This is a genomic window from Streptomyces sp. NPDC002680 (assembly GCF_042889145.1).
GTDB lineage: Bacteria > Actinomycetota > Actinomycetes > Streptomycetales > Streptomycetaceae > Streptomyces > Streptomyces adonidis.
The window spans coordinates 1-17,273 of record NZ_JBIAQP010000037.1 but is presented as its reverse complement, the minus strand read 5'-3'; the positions used below and the strand labels follow the sequence as shown (position 1 = coordinate 17,273).

Genomic DNA, 17,273 nt, shown 5'->3' with positions numbered 1-17,273 from the left:
GTCCGTACGACGATCGTTGGAGGAGCTCGTGCCGTCCCCCTCACAGCCTCTGCGCAAGCTGGGCTTTCTCACCATCGGGCTGTTCGACGGGGACGACCCACGGGCGGGTCACGAGTCGACGCTGGAGATCATCGAGCTGGGTGAGCGGCTGGGCTTCGACAGCGCCTGGCTGCGCCACCGCCATCTCCAGTACGGGATCTCCTCCCCCGTGGCCGTCCTGGCGGCGGCCTCGCAGCGCACCCGCCGGATCGAGCTGGGCACCGCCGTCATCCCGCTGGGCTGGGAGAACCCGCTGCGCCTCGCGGAGGACCTGGCGACCGTCGACATCCTGTCCGGGGGCCGGCTCAACCCGGGGATGAGCGTGGGCCCGCCCATGCACTACGACCAGGTCAAGGACGCCCTCTACCCCGACACGGCGGACGCCGAGGACTTCAGCTACGAGCGTGTCCAGCGGCTGCTGGACCTCGTACGCGGCAAGTCGGCCACCGACTTCAGCGGGGTCGAGGGGTTCGAGGTGTTCTCCGACCGGGTGCAGCCGCATTCCCCGGGGCTCGGGCGGCGGCTGTGGTACGGCGGCGGGAGTGTGCGGTCGGCGAAGTGGGCCGGTGAGCACGGGATGAACTTCCTGACCAGCAGTGTCGTGAAGGCCGAAGGGGGCGAGGGCGGTGAGAGGTCGCCGGACTTCGCCGAGATCCAGCTCGCGGGCATCCGGGCGTTCCGTGACAGTCATCCGGACGGTGAGCGGGCCCGGGTCTCCCAGGGGCTCGTCGTGATCCCCACCGACAGTGCCTCGCCCGAGCAGCGCGCGAAGTACGAGGAGTACGCGGCGAAGCGGCTGCCGCGTACCGCGACCCCGCAGGGTCCGGCGCGGCTGATGTTCGCGCCGGACCTCGTCGGGACGTCGGCCGAGATCGCCGAACGCCTGTACGCGCACGTCGCGTTCCAGCAGGTCGACGAGGTGGCCTTCGCGCTGCCGTTCACCTTCGACCACGAGGACTACGTCCAGATCCTCACGGACATCGCGACCCGGCTCGGTCCCGCACTGGGCTGGAAGCCGGCCGCCGGCTGACCGGCGACAGCCTTCACCAGCGTCCGGGTTCGATGCCGGTGACCGGCTCGGACGGCTTCCCGTCGACGCCGGCCGGGATGTCGCCGGTCAGCATCACGCGGTGCATGACCCGGGGGTGGCCGAGGTGGGCGTTGTCGCTGGGGGCGAGGTGGATGGTGGCCCGGTTGTCCCAGAAGGCGACGCTGCCGGGCTCCCAACGGAAGCGGACCGTGTACTCGGGCCTGGTCGCCTGTTCGAGCAGCATCTCCAGGAGCAGGCGGCTCTCCGCGCGGGAGACGTCCACGATCTGCTCCAGGTAGTAGCCGTTGACGAACAGCACCCGCTCCCCCGTTTCGGGGTGGACCCGTACCAACGGGTGCACCGAGGCGACCTGGTGGTCCAGCAGATGCCGGAGGTAGGCGTCGTCGCCGGGGCGTGACTGGTAACCGACGCCGAGCCGGTGCTCGGCTCGCAGCCCGTCCACGAACTCCCGTACGGGCGCGGAGAGTCCGGCGTACGCGGCGGCCAGGTTGGACCAGGTGGTGTCGCCTCCGTACGGCGGTACGGTCTCGGCGCGCAGGACGGTCGCGGCGGGCGGGTCGATACGGGCGCCGTGGTCGCAGTGCCAGCCGCGCAGCAGGGAGTGCCGGCGGCGCTCCAGCCATTCGGCGTGCTCCATGCCGTAGCGGCCGCCCAGTTCCAGGCGGTCGGCGGTCGTCTCGATCTCGGGGAAGTCGGGGGGTGAGGCGCTGCCGCGCCGGCCGAGGAGGACCGGCTCGCCGAACCTTCGCGCGAACGCGATGTGGGTGGCGTGGTCGAGCCGCTGACCGCGGAAGAAGACCACCTTCCAGCGCAGGACGGCCGCCCTGATCTCGGCGACCACTGTGTCGTCGAGGGGTTCGGTCAGGTCCACGCCCGAGATCTCGGCGCCGATGTGTCCGGCGACGGGCCTCACCTCCACGGCGGTCGGCCGTACTTCGCCGTTCGTGGTCGGGTCCGTCCTCATACACGCTCCGATCGTGGGTCATGGGTCATGGGTCGGCTGTCGGCCTCCCTGATGAGCGTGCCAGCGTAAACGCCGCGCTGGAAACCCCGGTACCTCGTCCGCGGGTCCGTCGTGGCTGGTCGCGCAGTTCCCCACGCCCCTCAAGCGGGACTGTCTGACGCCCGATCAGCAGGGGCCCGGCATGGGGTTCCGGCGCGGCTGGTGCTGGTGCTGGTGGAAACTACGAGGATGACCTCCGAGCCCAGTGACTTCGTTCGGCGGCTGGCTGTCGGGGAGCGGCTGTCGATGCCCGCCGAGTCGGTCAGCGGGTGGGAGACCTTTCCCTTCGAGGTGGTCGACGGGGAGTTGCGGGTCAAGCCGTTGCTGCCGCCCGTGCTGCCCGAGCCGGAGCGTGACGGGGAGGGTGGGGCCGAGGAGTGCGTGGTCTGTCGTAAGCCCGTCGTGGAGGCCCTCTGGGCGGACGAGCACTGGCGGGTGGACGCGGTCGGCGGGGCGCGGTTGCCCGCTGTCGTGCTGCTCCAGCCGCGCGGGCACTACGACCTGGCCGATCTGCCCGCCGCCCGCTCGGCCGAACTGGGCCCGCTGTTGCAGCGCACCGAGCGGGCCGTCCTCGCCGTGGACGGCGTCGCCCCGGTGCACGTCAACCGGTGGGGCGACGGCGGCGCCCATCTCCACTTCTGGCTGCTGGCCCGGCCCGCGGGGCTGACCCAGCTGCGCGGCACGTTCCTCCCACTGTGGGAGGAACTGCTGCCGGCGGTACCGGAGTCGGAACGGCTGTCGGCCCATCGGCGGATCGCCACGACGCTGGCAGCCGGGGGCGGGACGGCGTACGTACCGTAGGGCGGGCCGCGCGTCCGTCCAACGTCTCCCCGGTCAGTTGTCCGCGCCGTCCGCGTGCCGCCGGGCCGACTCGTTCTCCTGGGCCATGCGCCGCAGCGCCATGAGCGCGGGTTCCAGGAGGGCGGTGAGCAGGAGGGCGCGCTCGGCGACCTCCAACGGGTCCTCGATTCCGTCCAGTTGGTCGAGGTCGAGGACCGCGGTCTCCTCGGCCAGCCGGGCGTACGGCAGCAGCACACGCCAGTCCAGCGGCGCGCCCAGGCTGCGCAGCGAGGCGAGGGTCTCGGCCAGGGTGGCGCGGGCGGGCGCCGCCCCGTGCACGTTCCAGCCCAACTTCTCGATCAGCGCGTCGACTTCGGCCGGTTCCGGGGAGTCCGGATCCGTCTCGCCGGCCACCCGGATCGCCCCGAGGGTGAGTCCCAGGAGGCGGTGGGTGTCGGTGGTGTCCTCGGCGAGCGCGCCCAGCACCTCCCGGGTCGTGCTGACGGACAGACCCCGTACACCGATCAGCGCGCGGATCAGCCGGAGTCTGCGCAGGTGGTTCTCGTCGTACTCGGCCTGGGTCGCCGACAGCTGGCGGCCGGCCGGGAGGAGACCTTCGCGGAGGTAGTACTTGATCGTCGTGACAGAGACGCCGCTACGGCGGCTCAGCTCGGACATGCGCATCGGTCGGGCTCCGCTCTGGTAATTGGATACCTCCACTGTCTAACATGGATAGTGGAGGTATCCAATAGAGCCTCCGCTTCGCCCTGCCTCCCGGAAGAAGGCCGCAGCCATGCCCACCCTGCCCTGGACCAAGGTCGACAAGCCCGCTCCGGACACGACGGCATACGTCATGGCGTCCCGCTTCGAGGTCCGCTCCCTGCGGGACGTGCCCCGCTTCTTCCTGCGGTCCCTCGCCGCGTGGAAGCAGGTGAGGAGCGCGCCCGGCGCGTACGGCGCGTCCCTGATCGCCGAGCCGCTCAAACGCACGTTCTGGACACTGTCGGCCTGGGAGGACAAGCAGGCCCTCTACACGTACGCGCACACCGAGCCCCACAGGTCGATCATGATCGGTCTGCGCTCGACGACGGACCGCTCGGTCTTCACCTTCTGGGAGACGCCGTCGACAAGCCTGCCCATCGACTGGTCGGACGCCCGCGACCGGCTGGCCGCACAGGAACGCGCGGACACCGACGGAAACTCGCCGACTGCCTGACTTCACCGGCCTGTCGGCCAACTGGTTCGAGGCCGGCGTCCGCACCCTGGCCTGGACGCTGATGCCGATGTTCGTCGCGCCCGTCGCGGGCACCGACACCGCGTACCCCTTCCTGGTCGGACCGATGATCGTGGCCGGGATCGGCATGGGCTTCGTGTTCGCGCCGACGGCGGCCGTCGTGCTGGGCTCGGTCAGCCGCGAGCACGCGGGCAAGGCGTCCGGCGCCAACACCATCGTCCGGGAGATCGGCTGGGCCCTCGGGATCGCCGTACTGAGCACGGTGTTCGTGGCGCACGGCAGCACGGATTCGCCGCAGCGGTTCGTGGACGGGCTGCACCCGGCGGTGTGGGCCGGCGTCGTCGTGGTGTTCGCGGGCGCGGTGTGCGCGCTGGGGCTTCCGCGCCGACCCCGGCCGGAAGCGGCGGAGGAGGCTCAGGTCCCGGCGGGCGCGGTGGCCGAGCGGGTCTCAGCGCCCCGGCCCCTCCCCCGCGCCGGTGACTGCCCGTACGTGACGGACAGGCGATCGCCGGCGCCAACTGTCCGCCGGGCGCCCCTCCACCCCTCTTTCCGCCGACCACGCCGCCCCTTAAGGTCATCGTGAGATGTCATGGCGCGCTCACGCTCTCGCCCTTGAGGGGACCCCCACCATGCGCAACCTGCTTCGCACCGCCACGGCCGGAGCCGTCACCGTCGCCGCGGTCCTCGTCGGCGGCACCGCCCAGGCGACACCGCCCGGGCCGGGAGTCTCGGGCGTGATCATCGCCCAGAAGACCATCGGCGACACCGACTACACCCTGCGTGAGATCACCATCCCCGCAGGTCAGGCCACCGGCTGGCACTACCACGACGGCCCGCTCTACGGCATCGTCAAGCAGGGCACCCTCAGCCACTTCGACGCCACCTGCGCCTCCGACGGTGTGTATCCGAAGGGCAGCACCATCACCGAGCCGGCCGGCCCCGGCAACGTCCACATAGGCCGGAACCTCGGCAGCACACCTGTCGTGCTCGACGTCCTGTACGTACTGCCGCACGGCTCGCCCTTCTCGGAGGACGCGCCGAACCCCGGGTGCGACTTCGAGTGACCGGCCGCCGAATCTGACCGGCCGCGGAGATCACTCCGCGGGCAGCGGCTGCTCCGCCCAGATCGTCTTGCCGGTGCCCGTCTGGCGGCTGCCCCAGCGCTGGGTGAGCTGGGCGACGAGCAGCAGACCACGGCCGCCCTCGTCATAGGCGTGCGCCCGGCGCAGGTGGGGCGAGGTGGAACTCCCGTCGGAGACCTCGACGATGAGGGCGCGGTCGCGGATCAGCCGGAGCTGGATGGGCGGTTCGCCGTACCGGACGGCGTTGGTGACCAGTTCGCTGACGACGAGTTCGGTGACGAACGCCTCCTCCTCCAGCCCCCAGGCGGCCAGTTGCTCCATCGCGGCCTGGCGGGCGACGGACACGTGCGCGGGGTCCTGCGGGACGTCCCAGGTGGCCACCCGGCCGGCACCGAGCGCGTGCGTACGGGCGAGCAGCAGCGCCACGTCGTCCCCAGGCTGTTCGGGCAGCACGGCCTTGAGCACCGCGTCGCACACGGCGTCGAGCGAGGCACCGGGCAGATCCAGAGCGCGGCACAGCTCGGCGGTGGCGTGGTCGATGTCCCGGTCGCGGTCCTCGATCAGCCCGTCCGTGTAGAGGGCGAGGAGCGAGCCCTCGGGCAGTTTCAGCTCGGTCGCCTCGAAGGGCAGGCCGCCGACGCCGAGCGGCGGTCCCGCCGCCACCTCGATCAGCTCGGGGGCACCGCCGGGCGGTACGACGGCGGGCGGCGGGTGTCCGGCGGAGGCAAGGGTCAGTCGGCGCGAGACCGGGTCGTAGACGGCGTAGAGGCAGGTGGCGCCCAGTTCGGCGACGTCGGCGCCGTCCTCCTCGTCGGCCAGGTGGGTGACCAGGTCGTCGAGGTGGGTGAGGAGTTCGTCCGGCGGCAGATCGACGTCCGCGAGGGTCCGTACGGCCGTCCGCAGCCGTCCCATGGTCGCGGAGGACTGGATGCCGTGGCCGACGACGTCGCCGACGCAGAGGGCGACGCGGCTGCCGGACAGCGGGATGACGTCGAACCAGTCGCCGCCGATGCCGGCCACCGACCCGCAGGGCAGATAGCGGTGGGCGACCTCGACGGCCGCCTGGCCGGGCAGTCCCCGGGGCAGCAGGCTGTGCTGGAGGGCCAGCGCGGTGGTGCGTTCACGGGCGAAGCGGCGGGCGTTGTCGATACAGACGGCTGCGCGGCTGGCCAGTTCCTCGGCGAGGACGACGTCGTCCTCGGTGTAGGGGTCGGGGCGGCCGATGCGCAGGAAGACGGCGACGCCCAGCGTGGTGCCGCGGGCCCGCAGCGGCACGGTGACCATGGAGTGGACGCCCTTGCGGTACGGGCGGCCGACGGGCTCGCGGGCGTTGCGCTCCGCCACCCATTCGTCGAACGCCCGCTCGCCGGCCCGGCCGAGCAGCGCCCGGCCCTCCGCCATCGCCCGCACGGGCGGGGTGGACGGCGGGTAGGTGTCCTTCGCGCCCAGCGGTATGACGGCCTCGGGGGTGCCCTCGGTGACGGATCCGTGGGCGACCCGGCGCAGCACGATCGTGTGGGCCGCTGTCGGGGGTTCCTCCGCGCCGAGCACCCAGTCGAGCAGGTCGACGCTGACGAAGTCGGCGAACCGGGGCACGGCGAGTTCGACGAGTTCCTCGGCGGTGCGGACGACGTCGAGGGTGGTTCCGATGGTGGTCGCGGCCTCGTTGAGCAGGGCGAGCCGCCGCCGCGCCCAGTGCTCCTCGCTGCTGTCGAACGCGGCGATGCCCACCGAGGTGACGGCGCCCGAGTCGTCGCGCACCGGCCACATTTCGAGGCTCCAGGCGTATTCCCGGCCGTCGTCCGCGTTCTTGCCCGAGGTCTCGTAGCGCACGGGGACGCCGGTGCGGGTGACCTCACGCAGGTTGAGCAGGAATCCCTCGCTGATCCGGTCGTCGGGCACGAAGTTCACGTCCGCGTAGAACTTTCCGACCAGGGCCTGCTCGTCGGCCTTCATCAGGCCGGAGGCGGCGCTGTTGAGCCACAGGTAGCGCTGCTCCGTGTCGAAGGCGGACATCGCCACGGAAGCCTGCCTGATGGCCCGCTCCAGCGGGGCGGGCCCCTGTGCGGTCGCCTGCGGCTCCGGTGCCGCCGGTTCGGGGAGGGCGGTGACGACGAATCCCCGTGCGCTGCCGTCCTCGCCCAGTACGGGGCAGAGGCTGACGGCGAGTTCGACGCGGTGGCCGTCCCGGTGGCGGAGCGCCACCACTCCGGTCTGCTCGGTCAGCGCCGTCGGCGGCAGGGGCTCGGCGAGCAGTTCGGCGGCCGGGTGTCCGACGACGGCCTCGGCCGGGTGTCCCGTCAGCCGCCGGGCGCCCTCGCTCCATCCCGTCACCATGCCTCGGGCATCGATGATCACCGCGGCGGCGACTTGTTTCATACGCCCCAGGATGGTCCCTGGGCTCCCTGGCATCAACCCGGATGGCGGACCCAGGCAAAGCGGACTCCGCCCGTCCGCCGCACCGGGGTACGGAGGACGGACGGGAAGGGCGTCAGCCCTTGTGGGCGCGGAGTGCTTCGAGGGCACGGTCCGCGTGGGTGTTCATCCGCAGCTCGCTCGTCACCACCTCCAGGACCGTACGGTCCTGGGCTATGACGAAGGTGACCCGCTTGGTCGGCATCATCGAGAAGCCGCGCTTCACCCCGAACAGCTCACGGACCGTCCCGTCTGCGTCGGACAGCAGCGGCATGCCGAGCGTGTGGCTCTGCGCGAACTCCTGCTGCTTGTCGACCGAGTCCCCGCTGATCCCGACCGGCCGCGCGCCGACGGCGGCGAACTCGGCGGCCAGGTCCCGGAAGTGACAGGCCTCGGCGGTGCAGCCGGGTGTCAGGGCGGCGGGATAGAAGAAGAGGACGATCGGCCCGTCCGTGAGGAGTTCGGACAGCCGCCTGGGCGCTCCGCTCTCGTCGGGCAGCTCGAAGTCCTCGATCTTGTCTCCGACGTTCACCTTGCGTGTCATGACCGGCCCTCTCCGTTCTTCGCGACACTGCGTGCCCACAGGACGAGCGGCACCTGGAGCGGCAGCCGCGCGATGGCACCGGTCCGCAGGGGTGCGGGCCGGTTTCGCCAGTCGACGGCCATCTTCACGTTGGCCGGGAACACCCCGACGAAGAAGCCCGCCGTGGCGAGCGCGGCGACCCGCCGGGTGCGCGGCAGCGCCACCCCGGCCGCCAGCGCGAGTTCGGCGACACCACTGGCGTACGTCCAGGTCCTGGGCGTGCCCGGCAGTGCGCGCGGCACGATCGCGTCGTACTGGCGGGGCGCGACGAAGTGGGTGACGCCGGCGGCGGCCAGCAGACCGGCGAGCAGCAGGGGCGAGCGTTGGGACCGTGGCACGCTTCCTCCTCGGATGGTGTGCCGGGCGATCCTACGGGACGGTAATTACGGGCGAGGAGGCGGGTGTTCGACTGTCACCCGTGATCAGGCCGGGGGCTCGCCGGGTTCCGCGAGGGTGCCCAGCCACTGCTGGAGCAGGGCCGCCTCCACCACGGTGAGCTGCTGCGGGGGTTCGGCGCGCAGCCGGGCCGCGAGGGTGGCCGCCGCCGTCGGTACGGCGTTCCCCGGGCCGGTGTCGCGCGGTTCGCCGGTACCTGCGGGGCGGGTGAGGGAGTCGATCACCGAGTCGCGCAGCCGGGCGGCGAAGCGGATGTCGGGGTACTGCTCGGGTCTGGTGAGCATGGACAGGGCCGCGCCGACGTTCGCCGCCATGACGACCCGGGTGGCGGCCTCCGGGGGGACGGTCAGCAGTCCGGCCGCCGCGCAGCGCTCCAGTACGCCGTGCAGCAGGGCGTGGGCCTCCTTGGCGGCGGCGGGGGGTGCGGTCAGCTCGGGTGAGTACATCAGGCGGTAGTGGTTGGGGTGGTCCAGCGCGAACCGCATGTGGTTGTCCCAGCCGCGCTTGAGGTCGGCGACGGGGTCGGCGCTGGGCCGGGCGGCGCGCTTGGAGGCGAGGTACTGCTCGAATCCCCGGTCGACCACCGCGGCGAGCAGCCCCGCCTTGTCTCCGAAGAGGCGGTAGAGCATCGGCGCTCCCACGCCCGCGGCCTCGCACACGGCGCGCGTCGAGACATCGGCGGCCGGCGCCCCGGCCAGCAGTTCCGTGGCGGCGTCCAGGATCTTCTCTCTCGCGTCCATGCGTTCACGGTACGCCATTCGTAGCGGCGCTACGAGCACCTCTTAACATCGCTACGATTCCGTGATACCGTCGATACGAATCGACCGTAACGTCGCTACGAAGGAAACCGTCATGACCAGTCAGCCCAGCACGCCTCCGTCCGACCGCCCCCTCACCGGCCCGCGCGTCGCGATCGTCACCGGCGGCTCGCGCGGAATAGGGCGCCAGGTGGCCCAGCAGCTCGCCGCCGACGGATTCGCCGTGGTGGTGGGCTACGCGGGCAACAAGGAGGCCGCCGAGGACGCCGTCCGCACCATCGAGGCCGCCGGCGGCACCGCGCTCTCGGCCCGCGCCGATGTCGCCGACGAGAACGACGTGAACGCCCTGTTCGACCTCGCGGAGAGTACATACGGCGGTGTCGACGCCGTCGTCCACGCGGCCGGCCGGATGGCCCTGTCGCCGATAGCCGATCTCGACCTGGACGAACTCGACGCCGTGCACCGCACCAACATCCGGGGCACGTTCGTCGTCGACCGGGAGGCGGCGCGCCGGCTGCGGCCGGGCGGAGCGCTCGTCAACTTCTCCACGTCGGTCCTCGGACTGTCGTTCCCGGGATATGGCGCCTACGCGGCGAGCAAGGGCGCCGTCGAGGCCCTCACCCTGATCCTCGCCCGGGAGATGCGCGGCCGGGACATCACCGTCAACGCCGTCGCGCCCGGACCGACGGCCACCGACCTGTTCCTCGACGGGAAGGACGAGGAGACCGTCGCCCGCCTGGCCGCCCAGCCCCCGCTGGAGCGTCTGGGGACACCGCAGGACATCGCCTCGGTCGTGTCCTTCCTGGTCGGCCCGGCCGGCCACTGGGTCAACGGCCAGGTGCTGCGCGCGAACGGAGGCATCGCCTGATCCGCCCGCGCCCCGGCACGTCACCGTCCGCGCGGTGCCGTCGTTCTCCAGGCTCCGGGAGCCACACGGCCCACGGGATGCGGAGAGGAATGACCATGGCGGCTGCGGAGCAGGACACCGGTGACCGGGACGGCAAGGGAGGCCCGTTCCGTCGGCGGGGGTTCCTGAAGGCCGCGAGCGGTACGGCGCTCACGGCGGCCGGAGTCGGCGCCGCACCGGCCCCAGCCTCAACCAGACCCACCGCCCGCACCCGTGCCGTGACCTCCAGGATCGGGGACACCATGCCCTCACTCACCTTCGACGACCCGGCCACCCAGCAACGGCTCGGCAGGCTCTACGCGTCCGCGCTCACGGATATGTCCGACCGCAACACCATCGCGGCGGATCCGGCGGTCTACGACAGTGCCGGACTGCTCACCGACCCTCCCGGCACGCTCGTCCGGGCCGGAGCCGGCTATCCGGCGCCGCAGCGGTGGACCCGGGACGCGGCCGTCAACGCGTGGAGCGCGGCCTCCCTGCTGGCACCGGACATCGGGCGCAACACCCTGTGGTCGGTGGTGGACCGGGGGCCGGACGGGCTGGTCGTGCAGCAGGACAACCAGTGGTGGGACCAGGTCGTGTGGATCGTGGCCGCCCAGCACCACTACCTGGTCACCGGCGACCGGGACTTCCTGGGCAAGGCGTACGAGACGTCCGTACACACGATGAGGGAACGCGAGGAGCAGAGTTTCAACGGTTCGTACGGGCTCTTCCGGGGGCCGGGGTTCATGAACGACGGGATCTCCGGATATCCCGATCCGCCCTCGGCCGCAGATGTCCGTTCGTCCTTCGTCCTGGACCATCCGCACACCGCGGACCTGCTGTGCCTGTCGACGAACTGCCTGTACTACGGCGCCCGTTCGGCACTGGCGGACATGGCCGACGCGCTCGGCAGACCGGTGGAGGCGGCGGCATGGCGTGCGGCGGCCGAGCGGCTGCGGGCGGCGGTCGACCGGCACCTGTGGCGGCCGGAAGCGGGGACGTACACGTATCTCGTGCACGGGGGCGGTCCGTTCGCGGGTCGGGTCGACACCTCGCAGGAGGGCGCGGGGCTCGCGCTCGCGCTGCTGCTCGGGGTGGCCGACGAGCGGCGGGCGCGGCAGATCCTGGACGGCGCCCACTGGCAGCCGCACGGCATCGTCAACGTCTGGCCGCACTTCGCCCGGTTCGGCGCCGGCCGTCCCGGACGGCACAACGTGATGATCTGGCCGATGGTGCACGGCCTGTACGGGCTGGCGGCGGCCGGGGCCGGCCGGACCGAACAGTTCGCGCGTGCCGTCGAGACCTTCGCGGATCTCGTCACCGGCAGCGGGGGCGACTACTACGAGGTGTACGACTCGGTGAACGGGAAGGTCGACGGGGGCTGGCAGAGCGGTGCGAGCGGCAGACCCGAGCACTTCGTCTCACAGCCGCACCAGACCTGGTCGGCGACCGCGTATCTGCGCCTCGTCCACGAGGGCCTGATCGGCCTGGAGCACTCGGCGGACACCGTGCGCCTGAGACCGTGCCTGCCCGAGCGATGGGGCCCGGTCCGACTGCGCGGCCTGCGCTGGCGGGACCTGACGCTGGACATCGCGCTGACCGGCGCCGGCAACCGGGTGCGCTCCTGCACGGTGGACGGCCGTCCGGGCGCCCCGGTTCTCACGGCGGCCGAAACGGGCCGGCACACGGTCGAGCTGGTGCTCGACGGGGAGTAGGTGCTGTCGTTCGGATCACGCCTGGGCCGTAGGGCGTACTGAAGACGGCGTGATCCAGCTGAAGACGGCGTGATGCCAGACGACAGGCCCCGGCCGATCGCACCGCTGGAACGGTGCGATACGGCACTGGGCGGCGCGTCAGGCGCTGGGGACCGGCTCGGCGGCGCCCTCCTCGCCCTCCTCCTCGAAGGAGTAGGTGAGGAAGTCGTCGACCATTCGGTGGAACAGCCCTGCGAGCTGCTGGAGTTCCTCGGCGGACCAGTTGCCGAGGGCCATCCGCATCCCGCGGATGCTCGCCTCCCGGATGCGGTCGACAGCCTCCTCGCCCGTGGCGGTCAGCTCGATGCGCTGGGCGCGACGGTCGTCGGGGTCGGGTACGCGGGTGACGTAACCGGCCTTCTGGAGCTGCTGCACCTGGCGGGTGACATGGGAGGCCTCGACCGCGAGCCGGTTGGCGAGTTCACCGGGGCGCATCGGTTCCGAGTCGGCGATCTGCCGCAGGAGCGCGGTCGCGGCCCGGTCCAGCGGGACTCCGGCGACCGCCATGAGGCGGTCGTGCTGCCGGGCGCGGCTGACCAGATAGGAGATGCGGGTGAGAGCTCGTTCGATCTCGGCCACATCCTTCGGGGCAGGCGGGGTTTTGGGTGGCGGTGTGGACATACCCTCAAGTTTACCATCTCGTTGCGTAACTCAAGTAAATTCAGCCGCCGGGGCCGCTCCCGCCACGGCATCATGCCAGGCGGTGCCCGCCGCGATGGCCTGCCGCCACCGGCGGATCGCCTTCGGCGGCATACCGACCGCCAGGACGCCCACCAGCCGGTCCCCCGTGCGGTAGGCGGCCAGGAACCGCCGTTCCGTCAGATCGCCCTCGACGACGGCGACTTGATCGTGGCCGCGCAGATAGCCGTACGCCTGGATCTTCATGTCGTACTGGTCGGACCAGAAGTACGGGACCGGTGCGAAGGGCTTGCGCGCGTCCGGGTCGAGGAGGTTGCGGGCCGCCGCCATGCCCTGCTCGGCGGCGTGGGTGCGGTGCTCGATCCGCATCCGGGTGCCGAACAGGGGGTTGTACCAGCGGGCCACGTCACCGGCCGCGTACACGTACGGTGCCGCCGCGCAGTACTCGTCGCAGACCAGACCGTCGTCCAGGGTCAGTCCGCTGCCGGCCAGCCACTCGGTGTTGGGGCTGGAGCCGACGGCCACCAACACCTCCTCAGCATCAAGGAGTTCACCGTCGGCGAGGCGCACCCCGTCCTCGGTCACCTCGCTCACACCGACGCCGGTGCGCAGATCGACGCCGTGGTCGAGATGGACCTTGGACAGCATCCGCCCGACCTCCTCGCCGACCGCGTGGGCCAGCGGCACGGGCGCCGGTTCGAGGAGCGTGACCTCGGCGCCGAGTCCCCGGGCCACGGCCGCGGCCTCGGCGCCCAGGAAACCGGCGCCCACCACGATCAGGCGGCGACCCGGCGTGAGCCGGTCACGGAGGGTCAGCGCGTCGTCGAGGGTGCGCAGGACGTGCGCGCCCTCGCCGGGCAGGCGGCGCGGGCGGACGCCGGTGGCCACGATCAGCCCGTCGTACGGGATCCGGGTGCCGTCGGCGAGCAGCACGGTGCGGTCGGCCGGTTCGAGGGCGGTCGCGGCGGTGCCGAGGCGCAGATCGAGGCCGAGCGCGGCGAGGTCGGATCGCTCGCGCAGTGCCAGCCGGTCGGGGTGCCACTCCCCCGCGAGGATCTGCTTCGACAACGGCGGACGGTCGTAAGGAACCTCGGGTTCGTCCCCGACGAGGGTCAGTGCGCCGTGGTAACCCTGGCGCCGGAGCGTCTCGGCCGCCGCAAGGCCGGCGGCCGAAGCACCGACGATCAGGATCCGCCTCACTGCTCGACCAGCCGGATCGCCGCCGCCGGGCAGATCGCGACGGCTTCCTGGACGCCGTCGAGGAGGCCGTCCTCGGGTGTCTCCTCAAGGACGATGGCGATGCCGTCCTCGTCGCGCTGGTCGAAGACCTCCGGCGAGGCCATCACGCACTGGCCCGAGGCGACGCACTTGGGCTCGTCCAGTTCCACACGCATGGTCATGTCGATGCTCCTCGTTGAGTTCGTCGTTGTGTGTACAGGTCGATACGGGTTGAACGGCCGGCCCGGTCATGGCGTGGAACCGCCGAGCCAGTAGCCGAAGCCCCGGCGCGTGTGGATCAGCGCCGGTCTCTCCTGGTTCACCTTGCGGCGCAGCCGGGAGACGAGTTGTTCGATCGCGTTGCCGCCGCGGTACTCGCCCCAGACGTGCCGGGCGATCTGCTCCTTCGACAGCACCTTCCCGGAGTTGACCAGCAGATGGCGCAGCAGCCGGTACTCCGCCGGGGTCAGATCGAGCGGGCGCTGCCCACGGCGCGCCTCGCAGATGGAGTCGTCCAGGGCCAGATCGCCGTACGACAGCACCCTCAGCTGCCGTGCCGGGCTCCAGCCCCGCAGCAGCACCTGGACGCGGACCAGGACTTCGGAGATGCGGAACGGCGTGGTCACGTAGTCCTGCCCGACCCGGCCCATCGCCGACAGCAGCATGCCCAGGGAGTCGACGGGGGCGAGGAAGAGGACCGCCGGACGTTCGCCGGTGACGCGGTGGCGGCGCGCCAGCACGTCCAGGTCCGGCAGGGTCAGGTCGAGCACCACCAGGTCGAAGCGGAAGCCGCCGAGCCGGGTCAGCGCCTCGGTCCCGGAGCCCGCCACGGCGACCAGGTAGCCCGCCAACTCCAGTGTGGTCGACAGCAGTTCGGCGATCTCGGGATCACCGGCGATGACCAGGATGTGCTGCCCGTCGCCCGGCGCCGGTTTCTCGCTGATGCTCACCATGGAAAGACCGTTCATATTGGATCCACGCTTCACGTCTCGACAGCTGTGCGAGCCACGCGGTCGACCGCCCGGTGCGGTCAGCGGGTGGGGTGGGGTACGGCGGCCCCTGGGCCGTCGTCCGACTCGATGGCGTACGCGAGCAGGTCGTCGACCATCCGGTCCACGAAGGCGGCCAGTCGCCGGAGTTCCTGGGGTGACCAGTCCTCCAGGGCCATCCGCATGGAGTGGCGCTTGACCTCCTGGATACGGACGACCGCCTCCTCGCCCGCCGCGGTGAGCCGGATGCGCTGGGCGCGGCGGTCATGGGGGTCGGGTACGCGGGTGACGTAACCGGCCTCCTGGAGGCGCTGCACCTGGCGGGTGATGTGCGAGGCCTCCACCGCCAGCAGGTTCGCCAGCTCCCCCGGACGCAGGGGTTCGGAGTCGGCGATCTGCCGCAGGAGCACCACGGCGGAGCGCTCCAGTGGGATGCCGGCCCGCTCTCTCAGCCGTCCGTGCTCTCTGGAGTGGTTGGCCAGGTGAGCCATCCGGTTGAGATTGCGGTCGATCTCGGCCACGTCCGTCGCCGCCGAAGCGGGGACTTCCGCTGACGGTGGTGTGGGCATGGACGCCACCCTAGCATTCTGCTTGCGTGACTCAAGCAAAATGACCCACCCCCCTCCCCGGCTCGCCTGGCTCGACATTTAGCTTGCTTGACTCAAGTAACTCACATGTGCTTGCCTGACTCAAGCAAAAGGGAATCACCGAAGCCCGCGAGTCGAACAACCCGCGGGCACCGAGACCGGGGCCGCCTTGAGCGGAGGAGGCCCCGCCGCGCCGCACCCGTGGGGACGGGGATCGGCGCAGTCCACGGACCCGGCTCCGGACAACTCCCCCCGTCCGGCGCCGGGTCCGAGGACACCAGAAGACGGAAGGCGGGACTCCCCGATGAGGACCTTCGTACGAGCCGGGCTGGCCGGGGCGATCGCGTGCGGCGCGCTGGTCACCGTGCTCACCGTCGGACGAGGCGACGACGACACGGCCCCGCCGCAGGGCCCGTACGTCGCACTGGGCGACTCCTACACCTCCGGCCCCAGGATCCCCACCCGGACCGGGAAGCCCGCCGGCTGCGACCGTTCCGACCGCAACTACCCTTCCCTGGTCGCGAAGCACCTGGCCCTGGACGCGGCCGACTTCCGCGACATGAGCTGCAGCGGCGCCAGGATCGCCGACCTCTCCTCCGCCCAGTCCACGGACGACGGCGTCAACCCGGCCCAGCTGTCCGCGCTCTCCGCGAGGACCGGGCTGGTCACCCTCGGCGTGGGCGGCAACGACATCGGCTTCGCCGCCACGGTCCAGGAGTGCGTGAAGAAGGGCGCCGTCTACCGGCTGACCGGCAGCGGCAGGTTCACCGGGAACGACGCGCCCTGTCGCGCGGAGTACGTCTCCGACGGCGCCGACGAGGTGGCGGCGCGGATCGACGCGGCGGGCGAGCGGCTGGCCGGCGCGCTCTCCGAGGTCAGGCGCCGCGCTCCCCAGGCCGAGGTGTACGTCGTCGGCTATCCGGCGATCCTGCCGTCCGAGGGAAACCGCTGCGACGACGACATGACCCTCGCTCCCGATGACGTGCGCTTCCTCGACGCCAAGGAACGGCAGCTCAACAGCGTGCTGCGCGAGCGGGCCGAGGCAGCGGGGGCGGTGTACGTCGACACCTACGGGCCCTCCGTCGGCCGTGACGCCTGTGCGGCTCGGGACACCCGCTGGATCGAGCCCCTGATGCCGGCGGCGGACGCGGCCCCGGTGCACCCCAACGAGCGCGGTGAGCGCGGTATGGCCGATGCCGTCGTACGCGCCCTCAGGACTTCGGGATGAGCGCACCCGACCCCCAGATCTCCCCCCACGAAAACATCAGTTCCCGTACTCAGAAGGCGAGTTACCCCATGGCCACCATGAAGTCCGTCAAGACCGGCGCCCAGGGCAAGATCGAGGTCGTCGAGGTCGAACGTCCCGTTCCCGGGCCCAAGGACGTGCTCATGCGGGTCCGTGCCTGCGGTATCTGCGGCACCGACACCTTCTTCGTCCACATCGGCGGCAGCCCGTTCGGTCCGGACGGTTCCATGGTCTCCATCCCGCTGGGCCACGAGCCTGCCGGTGAGGTGGTGGAGGTCGGCGCCGAGGTCGAGGGCCTCAAGGCGGGCGACCGGGTGGTCGTCAACCCGCAGGGTGTGTCGTCCGGGATCATCGGCTGTGGTGGCGCGCACGGCGCGATGAGCGAGTACCTGCTCCTGGACGACTGCGAGGTCGGCAAGACGGTCACCGTCTTCCCCGACACCGTCCCCTTCGACATCGCGTCCCTGAACGAGCCGATGGCGGTCGCCCGCCACTGTGTGAACCGCTCCGAGGCCACCCCCGACGACACCGTCGTCGTCTTCGGCGCCGGACCCATCGGACTCGGCGCCACCATCTGGCTCAAACTGCGCGGCGTCAAGCACGTCACCGT

The 17,273-nt window shown here is 71.6% G+C and carries 20 protein-coding genes; 9 read left to right on the top strand and 11 right to left on the bottom strand.

Annotated features, from left to right (window positions below):
- Positions 1–28: 28 nt before the first annotated feature.
- Complete coding sequence (locus tag ACFYXF_RS51065) at positions 29–1,069, top strand: LLM class flavin-dependent oxidoreductase (protein ID WP_389361156.1); 1,041 nt, start codon at positions 29–31, stop codon at positions 1,067–1,069.
- 13 nt (positions 1,070–1,082) lie between these two features.
- On the opposite strand, the gene ACFYXF_RS51060 is transcribed toward ACFYXF_RS51065, so the two are convergent.
- Positions 1,083–2,054, bottom strand: a complete 972-nt coding sequence (locus ACFYXF_RS51060; RefSeq protein WP_389361154.1) for a TauD/TfdA dioxygenase family protein — start codon at positions 2,052–2,054, stop codon at positions 1,083–1,085.
- Positions 2,055–2,282: 228 nt separating this feature from the next.
- Between ACFYXF_RS51060 and ACFYXF_RS51055 the strand changes: the two genes are divergently transcribed.
- The gene (locus ACFYXF_RS51055; protein ID WP_389361152.1) at positions 2,283–2,894 is read left to right on the top strand and encodes a hypothetical protein; all 612 of its coding nucleotides are present in this window, start codon (positions 2,283–2,285) and stop codon (positions 2,892–2,894) included.
- 33 nt (positions 2,895–2,927) lie between these two features.
- On the opposite strand, the gene ACFYXF_RS51050 is transcribed toward ACFYXF_RS51055, so the two are convergent.
- On the bottom strand, positions 2,928–3,557 hold the full coding sequence (locus ACFYXF_RS51050) for a MerR family transcriptional regulator (RefSeq protein WP_389361150.1): 630 nt from the start codon (positions 3,555–3,557) through the stop codon (positions 2,928–2,930).
- A 109-nt stretch (positions 3,558–3,666) separates the two neighbouring features.
- Between ACFYXF_RS51050 and ACFYXF_RS51045 the strand changes: the two genes are divergently transcribed.
- The 3 genes from ACFYXF_RS51045 (at position 3,667) to ACFYXF_RS51035 (ending at position 5,171) form a co-directional block, all read left to right on the top strand.
- Entirely contained in the window at positions 3,667–4,089 is a 423-nt protein-coding gene (locus tag ACFYXF_RS51045) for a DUF3291 domain-containing protein (protein ID WP_389361148.1), read from the top strand.
- Between the two features lie 67 nt (positions 4,090–4,156).
- Positions 4,157–4,690 carry an MFS transporter gene (locus tag ACFYXF_RS51040; protein ID WP_389361146.1) on the top strand — a complete coding sequence of 178 codons (534 nt, stop codon included), beginning with the start codon at positions 4,157–4,159 and terminating at the stop codon, positions 4,688–4,690.
- 46 nt (positions 4,691–4,736) lie between these two features.
- Positions 4,737–5,171, top strand: a complete 435-nt coding sequence (locus tag ACFYXF_RS51035; RefSeq protein ID WP_389361144.1) for a cupin domain-containing protein — start codon at positions 4,737–4,739, stop codon at positions 5,169–5,171.
- Between the two features lie 30 nt (positions 5,172–5,201).
- Here ACFYXF_RS51035 and ACFYXF_RS51030 read toward each other — a convergent pair whose 3' ends face one another.
- From ACFYXF_RS51030 to ACFYXF_RS51015, 4 genes are all read right to left on the bottom strand, one after another.
- Positions 5,202–7,568, bottom strand: coding sequence for a SpoIIE family protein phosphatase (locus ACFYXF_RS51030; RefSeq protein WP_389361142.1), 2,367 nt, complete (start codon positions 7,566–7,568; stop codon positions 5,202–5,204).
- Between the two features lie 112 nt (positions 7,569–7,680).
- A complete protein-coding gene (locus ACFYXF_RS51025) occupies positions 7,681–8,148 on the bottom strand; it encodes a peroxiredoxin (RefSeq protein ID WP_389361140.1) in 468 nt (155 codons plus the stop codon).
- The gene (locus ACFYXF_RS51020; RefSeq protein ID WP_369035708.1) at positions 8,145–8,525 is read right to left on the bottom strand and encodes a DoxX family protein; all 381 of its coding nucleotides are present in this window, start codon (positions 8,523–8,525) and stop codon (positions 8,145–8,147) included. Before ACFYXF_RS51020 ends, ACFYXF_RS51025 begins: the two co-directional genes overlap by 4 nt.
- An 84-nt stretch (positions 8,526–8,609) precedes the next feature.
- The gene (locus ACFYXF_RS51015) at positions 8,610–9,323 is read right to left on the bottom strand and encodes a TetR/AcrR family transcriptional regulator (RefSeq protein ID WP_389361138.1); all 714 of its coding nucleotides are present in this window, start codon (positions 9,321–9,323) and stop codon (positions 8,610–8,612) included.
- Positions 9,324–9,435: 112 nt separating this feature from the next.
- Here ACFYXF_RS51015 and ACFYXF_RS51010 point away from each other — a divergent pair, with 112 nt between their 5' ends.
- Positions 9,436–10,209 (top strand): SDR family oxidoreductase, encoded by a 774-nt coding sequence (locus ACFYXF_RS51010; protein ID WP_389361136.1) that lies wholly within the window; start codon positions 9,436–9,438, stop codon positions 10,207–10,209.
- Between the two features lie 95 nt (positions 10,210–10,304).
- Positions 10,305–11,945, top strand: a complete 1,641-nt coding sequence (locus ACFYXF_RS51005; RefSeq protein WP_389361134.1) for a trehalase family glycosidase — start codon at positions 10,305–10,307, stop codon at positions 11,943–11,945.
- Positions 11,946–12,083: 138 nt separating this feature from the next.
- Here the strand turns inward: ACFYXF_RS51005 and ACFYXF_RS51000 are convergent, their stop codons facing one another.
- From ACFYXF_RS51000 to ACFYXF_RS50980, 5 genes are all read right to left on the bottom strand, one after another.
- On the bottom strand, positions 12,084–12,605 hold the full coding sequence (locus ACFYXF_RS51000; protein ID WP_389361132.1) for a MarR family winged helix-turn-helix transcriptional regulator: 522 nt from the start codon (positions 12,603–12,605) through the stop codon (positions 12,084–12,086).
- Positions 12,606–12,635: 30 nt separating this feature from the next.
- A complete protein-coding gene (locus ACFYXF_RS50995) occupies positions 12,636–13,823 on the bottom strand; it encodes an NAD(P)/FAD-dependent oxidoreductase (protein WP_389361130.1) in 1,188 nt (395 codons plus the stop codon).
- Positions 13,820–14,017 (bottom strand): ferredoxin, encoded by a 198-nt coding sequence (locus tag ACFYXF_RS50990; RefSeq protein ID WP_389361195.1) that lies wholly within the window; start codon positions 14,015–14,017, stop codon positions 13,820–13,822. Before ACFYXF_RS50990 ends, ACFYXF_RS50995 begins: the two co-directional genes overlap by 4 nt.
- Positions 14,018–14,089: 72 nt before the next feature.
- Positions 14,090–14,794 (bottom strand): response regulator transcription factor, encoded by a 705-nt coding sequence (locus ACFYXF_RS50985; RefSeq protein WP_389361128.1) that lies wholly within the window; start codon positions 14,792–14,794, stop codon positions 14,090–14,092.
- 77 nt (positions 14,795–14,871) lie between these two features.
- Entirely contained in the window at positions 14,872–15,399 is a 528-nt protein-coding gene (locus tag ACFYXF_RS50980) for a MarR family winged helix-turn-helix transcriptional regulator (protein ID WP_389361126.1), read from the bottom strand.
- A gap of 322 nt (positions 15,400–15,721) precedes the next feature.
- Here ACFYXF_RS50980 and ACFYXF_RS50975 point away from each other — a divergent pair, with 322 nt between their 5' ends.
- A complete protein-coding gene (locus ACFYXF_RS50975) occupies positions 15,722–16,645 on the top strand; it encodes an SGNH/GDSL hydrolase family protein (RefSeq protein WP_389361124.1) in 924 nt (307 codons plus the stop codon).
- A gap of 68 nt (positions 16,646–16,713) precedes the next feature.
- A partial coding sequence (locus tag ACFYXF_RS50970) for an alcohol dehydrogenase catalytic domain-containing protein (protein ID WP_389361122.1) occupies positions 16,714–17,273 on the top strand: 560 nt, incomplete at its 3' end.